Raw genomic sequence first — 8,995 nt, 5'->3', positions numbered from 1 at the left:
GATCATCTGAAATCGTTGCTCACGATCCCCCGAAATCTCTGCTCACGATGCGGTGAAATCCGTGCTCACGATGCGGTGAAATACGCAACCGTAGAGGCAGAGAAGCAGACGGCGATCGAGCTCTGGACGCGATAGCGCGACGCGCGAGGCCGAGGTCTCGAAGGCATCCAGATAGCCGGTATCGAGCGCGGCCTCCTTCAGGACATCGAGCAGTCCCGTCATCGGCCAGCGTCTGCCGATCTCGGCCTTCACCGCCGTAAGGGCCGTGGGCTCCGGCGCCGGTTTGAACGACGTGACGCAAATCCGGTTCTCGCCGCGCCACAGGATGCGAACCTTGTCGTTGCCGGGAAGATCGGCATTCAGAAGGCGAAGCTCCTCCTCCAGCTCCCTCTTGATCTCGCCGATGAAGGCCTTCGCGTCCGGCGTCAGATTGAGGCTGGAATAATAGGCGGCGGGCTTCGCCTCGAAATCCTTCGGCAGGTCGTCGTCGGGATTGCGGTAGCGATCGGCGCCGACGATCCAGATCTCCTTGGCGCGGATGCTCTCGCGCAACTGGCTGAGGACACAGAGCTCGTAGCTGATGCGATTGACCCGGCCGTCCTTGCCGATGACCGCGCCACGCCATTTGGCCGGAACGACCTTGTCGATCGGCACATCCTGCCGGGAAACGAAACGGCGGCCGTCGTCGACCATCGTCCTCATCCAGTCCACGGCGTCGACGACAGGGCGCCAGGTCGCGTTGTTGGAGCAAAACTCCAGGACTGAAAGCAGCTTCGGCACCATGCGGCGGTAATGGCTGGCGTAGGAACCACGCATCACCTTGTAGATGCGTCGGTCGAGCGCGCCTTGCGCGTGGTACTCGTTGATGATCGCCGTCAACTTGGTTTCGCCGGCCACTGGGAAGATCACGTCGCAAACCCGTCCTGACGGATTGTCGATGGCCGCGCCGGCAATATCGACCAGCAGCCGTTCCTTGCCGTAGATCTTCTCGATGTCGCGGGCGATGCCGGCGATCACCTTGCGCCTGGAACGCGTCGTGATCCGATGAACCGTCTCGATCAGAAGGTCGATCATGGCGTCGATGATCTTGGACTGACGCGACATCAGGAAGACCGCGTAAAGTCCCAGCTGCCTCGTTCGCGGATGACGGCGCATCTCCGACGCCTTCTCACCGCCGACCCGTCGCTCGATCTGTTCGATCCAGGCTGTTCCGCAAACCAACAGGAGATCCGCCGGCAGATCGAGGCTTCGGATGAAGGCCAGGCGGTCCGTCACGGCGATGATGTTGTCGAGCGAGGCCTGCCCCGCATCGCTCTTGATCGAATGGAACCCGGTCTCGCTGTCGGGATCGGCGAGCGAAGCTTCCATCAAGGCCTGGGCATCAGGATGAAGGCGATCGGCGACACGGCCGAGATAGACATCGAGAAACCGCTGACGCTCCGAACGCGCGAGCCGCTCCAGTTTCATGCGCGACAGCGCAAAGATCTTGTTGTCCCGGCACCACAGGAACACCCGGTCCATCATCGCGCCGACCGTCATGCCGGACGGACAAAGCTCGCTCGATATCCAGGCTGCAAGCGCTTCGCGGTCTGCCGGCTTCATGCGCCGAAAGCCGAGATGTCGCAGGATCTCCGCGCGATGGCGCCGGCCTGAACGTCCTGCGAAATCATAATCGGAAAGATCGCCCCCGCCGAGCTGTTCGACGACATACCCGATCGCATCGTCAGGTACCCTGTCGGCCGCGTCGGCAAAAAAGCCATGCGCGGCAAAGAACTTCAACTGGACGGCAACACCCGGCCGTGTCGCAAGCGGCTTGCTGTTCACAAATTCGGTGTCGGAAAACGACAGGCTCCACTGACCAGCCAGGTCCTCAGCTGAAATCCTGCCGTCCATCCGCCCGCTCCTTCAAAAGCGGAAATCTCAATGGCAACTGGCCAGCGAGTCAATCTCGCTGGCCATGTTCACTCATCGTTCTTCAAGTTGGCCGAAACGGCAGCTTCGGGCCGATTGGGCCAATAACCAGCCACGACAGGACAGAATGGAAGTCACTTCTGAATCGGAGGAACCGCTCGCCGGTATCAAGGGAGATATATGTGGCACTTTGATCGAGCGACACCCCTCGCATCGCTAGCATGACTCAGATGTGCCAATGCATGACTCGTCTTGAGCGGGCCCCAGGTCGAGCCGTCGGCTTCCTTGATGGTCTCGCCCTCCCGGGATATCGACCTTTTCGACCAAAGAGATCCTTTTAGAACGGCGTCGCGATGCGAGTTGCTGTAAATTTGCGCCGTGCACGATGCACGAAGATGCGCCTTGGGTCTCTAGCCCGCGTTCGAACAATGGACGGTTCGTAATGAAAACCGCCCCCGCCATGTCCCTAAAGCCCAGGACCTACATGGGGGTTCTGGCCGTTCTTGGCGTCGCGCATCTTCTCAACGACTTCTGGCAGATCGGTATGATCACCCTGACCTTCCAGATTGCCGGCTCCCTCCTGCAACCATTGGTCGGCTTCTATACGGACCGACGCCCGGCCCCGTACTCGCCCGTCGCGGGAATGGTGTTCACACTGTCGGGCCTGCTCGGCCTCGCCTTCGCGCCGAGCTATGAATTCATCCTCTATGCGGTGCGGGCGCCCAGGCGCCCAGCCGGGGCGTGGTCCAGATGATCTAAGCACCGATCTGCTGCTGGGACATCGTTGCGCCCGACCTTTCCAAACGCCGGCATGGGAGCGGGCGTGCCTTTGTCTCTGGCGAGGCGCCAAGCGTTGAGGGTGAGCACCCAACGCACGTGCCGCACCACCCGGAACGAGGCGTTTGTTCAGAGACTTGCCGCAATTGAAGCCGAGCACCTGCGACATCGAGCTTTTGGGGCTCATGTCATGAGTGCGGGAAGTCCGCTCACGCCGTCACCCCCGTCACCGTCACCGAACAGGCCTTGAGGGAAGTGGCGCGGCTTCAGGCTGATTGTCTCGTCGCGATCGGGGGTGGCTCGACCATCGGCCTCGGCAAGGCTCTCGCGTTGCGCACCGGCCTGCCGCAGATCGTCCTGCCGACCACCTATGCCGGCAGCGAGGCGACACCGGTGCTGGGCCAGACAGAGGGGGCTGGTAGAAGACCACGCTGACCGACCTGCGCGGTTTGGCTTTCATGGCTTCACGATGCTCAACAGGGTTTCGAGATCGAGACGTCCGAGCGTTCGCGCGTCGAGCCCGTCTATGACATCGGCAAACAGTTGGCGCTTCGCCGTCAATATCTCCTGGATCCGCTCCTCGATCGTATCGCTGCAGAGATAGGCGTAGACATGGACGGGCCGATGCTGGCCGATGCGGTGAGCCCGGTCTTCCGCCTGCGCTTCCACGGCCGGGTTCCACCAGCGATCGAAATGGAAGACGTGCGACGCTTGCGTCAGGTTGAGCCCGAGGCCGCCGGCGCGAAGCGAGAGGATCATGACCTGGCGGTTCGGGTCGCGCCCGAAATCCGCGATGTGCTGCGCGCGAAGGGCGGGGGCGACGGCGCCGGTCAGGACCACCGGCGAGCGGGCGAAGAGTTCGCGGGCGAGTCGGTGTGCGCCGAAGGGCTCGGCAACGAACTGCGAGAAGACCAGCGCCTTCTCGCCCCGCTGAGCGGCGGCGTCGAGACGTTCCCGCATATCGTCAAGTTTCGGCGACTCGCCGCTTTCGGGGCAAAAATTGCAGATCTGCTTCAGCCGCAGGATGAGTTCTAGAACGTGGGTGATCGTCAGATCCGTCCCCAATCTCTCGAGACGCATCAAGCCTTCCTTCTCGGCGCGCTGATAGGCGGCCTGCTGGCGCGGGCCGAGGCGCAAAGGGACGATGGAGGCGAGCTTGGGCGGCAGGTCGCTCAGCACCTCGTGGCGTCGCCGCCGAAGCTGCACCTCGCCGAGCAGTCGGCGGAGCCCGACCAGCATGCCGTTGGGATCGAAACGGCCCGGCGCAACGAAGTCGAGTATCGTAAGGAGGTCGTCCAGCCGGTTCTCGAGCGGCGTTCCGGTCAGCGCCCAGCTTCGATCGCGGTGCAAGCGCCTAACTGCATCTGAGGTTCCGGTGCCGGCGTTCTTGATGCGTTGCGCCTCATCGATGACGACCACGTCCCAGCGTCGGTTGCCGGGTCCTGCCACGCCGCGAAGTCCCACGTCGGACCGCAGCGCCTCGTAGCCCACGAGATACACGTCGGCCACCGCGGCCCAGGCGGCGGCGCGCTCGCCGGTCGGCCCAACGACGGTGGAAAGCTTCAGCTCGGGAGCCCAGCGCCGGAATTGTGCCCGCCATTGCAGGACGAGGCCCGCGGGAGCGACGACCAGCGCCTGCCGAACGGCGTCGGCAGAGCGCAGGATGCGGAGCGCCGCGATGGCCTGAATTGTCTTGCCGAGACCCATTTCGTCGGCGAGCAGAAGCGAGGGCTGGCGAAGCAGCCGGTCGACCCCGGTCTTTTGAAACGGGAACAGGTCAGAGGGCCAGATGAGCCCGCCGTCCTCGTTCGAGCCGGAGACATCCATGCGCTGGCGCTAGCTCTCGGGGCTATCCGTGACGTCACGCTCCAAAGCCGCCTCCAGGTCCTGATTTTCTGTGTAGTCGGACGCCATCGATTCGGTAGCGATCTCGCTTTGCATCCTGTAGAGCCGCTGGATGTCCCAGTCGGTGATCCATGACTTGGTGTACTGACGGATGGTCTTTCCCGTCAGCCGCTCGCCGACGTCGATCAGCGGAGGCGGCCATCCGTAGGCAGTCTCGTAGAGCCCGCCGACGCTCTGCAGCCCCTGCCGCAACCGGCTCTCGTCGGGCGGCGCCAAGAAGTGCTGTCGCCGCTCGATGGTGCTCATCGCCAACTCGGCCAGGCGCGCCTGCCGATCGAGACCCTTGGCCTCGAGCGCCCGAGGAATCTTCTCGGTATCGAGCCGCCTGTCGAGGACGGCGTCCTTGAAGTCGTCGGTGATCGCGCAGACCGAGACGATCCCGGGTATGCCGACGTCCGGGGATAGGCAAAGCCAGCGACAGAGCTCGGCGTAGCTTCGTCCACGCTGCAGCGGCGAATACCGGCCGATCAATTCGACCTCGTCGAGGAGGACGCACCAGCCGCCGAAGCCTGCCGCCTTGAAGAGGCGAGAGGCGAATTGAAGGCGCTGCACCGCCAGATCGGCGGCCTTGACCGGTCTGATGTCGAAGAGCTTGGCGGCTCCGGCAGCGCGCAGCCATTGCCGCACCTTCGTCATGCCCAGCTTGGCGCCGCCGAGGAACCGGGCGATCGCGGCGAGGTCGTCGGCCGTCGTGACCTGCTTGGGGATAAGAAAAAGGAGCGCGGCAAACAGCGGCGAAAGTCCCGACCGAGGGCCGCTTGCCCAAGCCTCGAGGCGCTCAAAGGCAGGCGACCCTGGATCGAGGCGTGAGATCACCGCCGTCATCACGTCGTCGTTGGCGCCGGGAACGACGGAATGGCGCATCGCGGCGGCAAACAGCCGGTCCGGGTCAAAAAGCGGTGTTTCCTTGCTGATCACCAGACGGCTGACGATGAAGTTCTCCTGCAACGCCCGCTCGGCCAGAGTGCCGAGCAGATGCGACTTGCCGCTGCCGAAGCCGCCGGCGACGATCTCGCCTTCGATCAATCGCTCCGCCTCGTCGTCGGCCTCGCACCGGGCCAGCCGCTCGCCGAAGCGCTCGATCAAGGTCGGTTCGTTGCTCCCGAGGAGCCGGATCGCCGATCGGTTGGGAACGCCAGCGCGCAACGCCTCCACCGCCACACGCTGTGCACTGAACGGCGCTACCGCGGTCTCAAGTCCGGGCGGCTGGTCTGCGTCAGCGGAAAGGTGAAGCAGGGGCGCCAGTGGATTGTCGCGCCCGCGCGGATGCACGTCGGGCCATATCCGCTCCTTCAGCGCGGGATAGAGGGAAACACTGCGTTTCGGGTCGTCCTCGAAGGCGGTGTCGGCCAGAACTACGATGAACGCGCCCGTGAGGCTTTCGACCTCGTCGATGAGCTGGCGCAAGACCTCGAACGCGTCCAAGGCGGCGGCGGGCGTATAGCGCAGGCTCTCGGCCGTCGCCGGTCCGGCCTGCAGGACTTGGCGAAGATCGAGCGTGACCGCCAGCCCCGGTCGCCCTGTCAATTGCAGCCAACGGAACAGCGATTGCAGCATCGCACGCCCGTTGTGGCGGGTGATCCGGGCGCTGATCGAAGCCTCGCGCACCGTGCTGATCGAGCGAAGCTCGCCCCTGAGCCATTCGAGAACGGGGGTAACCGCGCGCGCGTCGCTCATCTCCATGCGACGCAGGCAAAGATTGGTCATGGCCGCGCGAAAATCCTGCGCCATCTCCCGGTCGTGCATGATGCCGGCGGTCAGCCATTGCTGAACCTGTTTGCGCAGCAGCGGCTCGGCGATGGTGTTGGCCGCGGAAAGCTCCTCGATCGGCGCGGGTTCGCCCGGCCGCGTCCACTCGTAGTGATTGACCCGGAAGGTCATTTCGACCCAGTGCTGCGCGAGCGTCTCCCAGTCGATCCGCCTGGCGAGCGCGAAGAACACGTCATGGATCATGTGCAGCTTGGTCTTCGCCGCGTCGATCTCCATCAAATCGAACCCGTGGTCCGACGCCAGGGAGGATAGACCACGCCGGATCTCGGCGAGCTCCGGCTCCTCGCCGATCACGAACCTGATGGCCGAGCCGCCTTCGGGAATGTACCGGGTCAGATATTCGCGCCGCACCACGGCGAGCCAGTCCCCCGGCCGAATGGCCATGTCAGGCCTCCTTCAGGAAGCGCATTCCGATATAAACGCGCTCGCTTCCCTGCTCGTCATAGGTCGTGACGCGCCGGACGCCAAGCTTGCCGAAGGTCGATCCGGAAAACCGGAACGAATTGTCATCCCGGGTGCGCAGATCGGGTTGCCGATCGAGCAGAAGAAGATCGCGGCCGAACTCCTCGATCGGGTAGTCGGAGCCCGGAAGCAGCGTCAGGAGCTTGTAAAGGTCGGCGAGCGGAACCACTGGCCCTTGACCGTTCTCCGCCTTCTTCCAGTCATCACCGGCCGTGAGCTTGTAGGCTTGATACAAAAGGTCGAGAAACTGTTGCTCCTTGAAGCGCTGCGGTCGCTTCTGCTGGCTGGCCAGGTGGCGCACCAGTTCCTTCGGCCGAATGCGGCGCTCCAGCTTCTTGCCGATGCGCAGCGCCGTCTCGCGCGCCTCGACCCGCAAGAGGAGCGGAAAGCAATAGATCCGGCCGTCCTTCTCGAACAGCTGGAGCCCGGCGTCACTCGCCGCGTCGCGCAACTCGTCGAGATACCCGGCGCCCAAATAGGCCGGTCCGTCGAAGTGCCACGCGTCGGCGAGCTTGCCCGCCGCGTCGGCGGTGTCCTCGCCTCGCTTCGCGACCGCCTCCAGGGACCTTTCGATCTCCGCGATGTTCCCGGTTTTGGCCGCGCCACTCACCCGACGGATCGCCCTGGTCAAGGCGTCAGAAACTTTCCGCGCCTCCGACAGCTCCGCCTCGAGCCTCTCCAAGGCTTCTTCCAGATCCGGCATGCGACCCGTCCCTCGTTAACGCCCGGTCACCGTACGGATTTCGAGTCGCCGCGCAAGTTNTGAAAAGCCCGTTGCCTCCGTTTCCAGGGCCGCGTAACCTTCAACCCCGGCAACGTCGTTCGCCGAAGTTCAACAAACTTCGGGACATCCCCACCCGGCACGCCTCGGCGCTCCTTGATCTGGTCGAGTGCTTCGACCAGATCACCCGGAACGTAGGTATTCAGCGCCACGCGACCGGCGGCCGCCTGCCGTGCCCGATGGGCGGCAACGTCCTTCCGAATCTTTTCCGTGTTCTGCTTCATGCTTACGAGTAAGCGGAGATTTGCCCGATTCGGGGGTCAGTTGAAGATACGTGTAAAAAGTGATCACGGCGGTCAGCTGGATGAGGCTCTGACCCGTTTGACGATGTCGCCGACAATGCCTCGGCTGGCTTTTCCATCGATGTTTGCGTGAATCTGGCGCACACTGAGCTTGGTCGAGACGGCGATCTTCTCGATCTCGGCGATCAGGCGCGGTGAAAGCCGCGGGCGGCCGAGAGATTTTCCCCGCGATCTGGCCGCCTGCATGCCGGCGGTGACGCGCTCTGAGATGAGCGAGGATTCCAGCTCGGCCATGGCGCCGATGATCGTGAACATGGCCCGGCCCATCGGGCTGTCGGTGTCGACCTGGTCCTGGACGCTGATGAACCGGACACCGAGATGCTGGAACTCCTCGAGCGCGGTCAGCAGATGACGGGTCGAGCGAGCGAAGCGGTCGAATTTCCAGACCAGGATGCAATCGAGGTCGCGATTGCGGGCGGCCGTAATCAGCCTGCCCAGTTGGGGGCGGCCTTCGCGTCGACCTGAGACGGCGACGTCACAATAGTCTCCGACGATCGTGAGCCCGGAACGTGCGGCGTAGCTGCGCAGGCCGTCATATTGCAGGTCCGGCTTCTGATCCGCGGTCGAGACGCGCAGATAGAGTGCCGTTCGCGTTCCGATCGGCTTGCGGTTCCGGGCATTGCCGTCCAACAATGTATTCCTTCCTGGACGCTAAATCGCTCCTCCCTATCTCCTTCAAATTCCACGCTTCTTTCAAGCGCTTCGGCGTACCCTTTTTCGGACACTCTGATGACGACGATCGATCGAACCGCTTATCCGCGTCCGGGCGAGCGGTTGACGCTCGAGGAACTGCAGGTCCGCTACGAATTGTCGGACGCCGATCGCGCTTTCATCGAAAGCAGCGCCATCAATCCCACCGGCAGGTTGGCCATGGCCGTCATGCTGAAGACGCGTCAGGCCCTCGGGTACTTTCCGGCCCTGGCCGATGTCTCCGAAGCGACGATAGCGCATCTTGCCGGCCAGCTCGGGCCGTCGCCTCTCTCCATGTCGATGGGCGATGTCAGCAGGCCGACGCTCTACCGCTATCGCTCCGTGATCCGCGCCCATCTCGCCGTCATGCCCTTCGACGATGCCGGAGAACGTCTGG

The 8,995-nt window shown here is 63.7% G+C and carries 7 protein-coding genes and 1 pseudogene; 3 read left to right on the top strand and 5 right to left on the bottom strand.

Annotated features, from left to right (window positions below; translation table 11 throughout):
- Positions 1–42 precede the first annotated feature (42 nt).
- Positions 43–1,893, bottom strand: a complete 1,851-nt coding sequence (locus tag VQ044_RS22480; RefSeq protein WP_327649741.1) for a DUF4158 domain-containing protein — start codon at positions 1,891–1,893, stop codon at positions 43–45.
- A gap of 460 nt (positions 1,894–2,353) precedes the next feature.
- On the opposite strand from VQ044_RS22480, the gene VQ044_RS22475 reads away from it, so the two are divergent.
- Entirely contained in the window at positions 2,354–2,665 is a 312-nt protein-coding gene (locus VQ044_RS22475; protein WP_442873003.1) for a hypothetical protein, read from the top strand.
- 242 nt (positions 2,666–2,907) lie between these two features.
- Positions 2,908–3,114 (top strand): annotated as a pseudogene (locus VQ044_RS22470) (iron-containing alcohol dehydrogenase); the annotation flags it as partial.
- Positions 3,115–3,144: 30 nt separating this feature from the next.
- Here the strand turns inward: VQ044_RS22470 and VQ044_RS22465 are convergent.
- From VQ044_RS22465 to VQ044_RS22450, 4 genes are all read right to left on the bottom strand, one after another.
- Positions 3,145–4,515 (bottom strand): DEAD/DEAH box helicase, encoded by a 1,371-nt coding sequence (locus VQ044_RS22465; RefSeq protein WP_327649740.1) that lies wholly within the window; start codon positions 4,513–4,515, stop codon positions 3,145–3,147.
- Between the two features lie 9 nt (positions 4,516–4,524).
- Positions 4,525–6,747, bottom strand: a complete 2,223-nt coding sequence (locus VQ044_RS22460) for a BREX system ATP-binding domain-containing protein (RefSeq protein WP_327649739.1) — start codon at positions 6,745–6,747, stop codon at positions 4,525–4,527.
- A 1-nt stretch (position 6,748) separates the two neighbouring features.
- Positions 6,749–7,528 carry a hypothetical protein gene (locus VQ044_RS22455; RefSeq protein WP_327649738.1) on the bottom strand — a complete coding sequence of 260 codons (780 nt, stop codon included), beginning with the start codon at positions 7,526–7,528 and terminating at the stop codon, positions 6,749–6,751.
- Positions 7,529–7,902: 374 nt separating this feature from the next.
- Complete coding sequence (locus VQ044_RS22450) at positions 7,903–8,538, bottom strand: recombinase family protein (protein WP_327649737.1); 636 nt, start codon at positions 8,536–8,538, stop codon at positions 7,903–7,905.
- A 99-nt stretch (positions 8,539–8,637) separates the two neighbouring features.
- On the opposite strand from VQ044_RS22450, the gene VQ044_RS22445 reads away from it, so the two are divergent.
- On the top strand, positions 8,638–8,995 hold a 358-nt coding region (locus tag VQ044_RS22445; protein WP_331827786.1), incomplete at its 3' end, for a DUF4158 domain-containing protein.

Origin of the sequence: Aurantimonas sp. C2-5-R2, from assembly GCF_036549495.1 — a bacterium.
GTDB classification, from domain to species: domain Bacteria; phylum Pseudomonadota; class Alphaproteobacteria; order Rhizobiales; family Rhizobiaceae; genus Aurantimonas; species Aurantimonas coralicida_A.
This window is presented reverse-complemented; position numbering and strand designations above follow the sequence as displayed.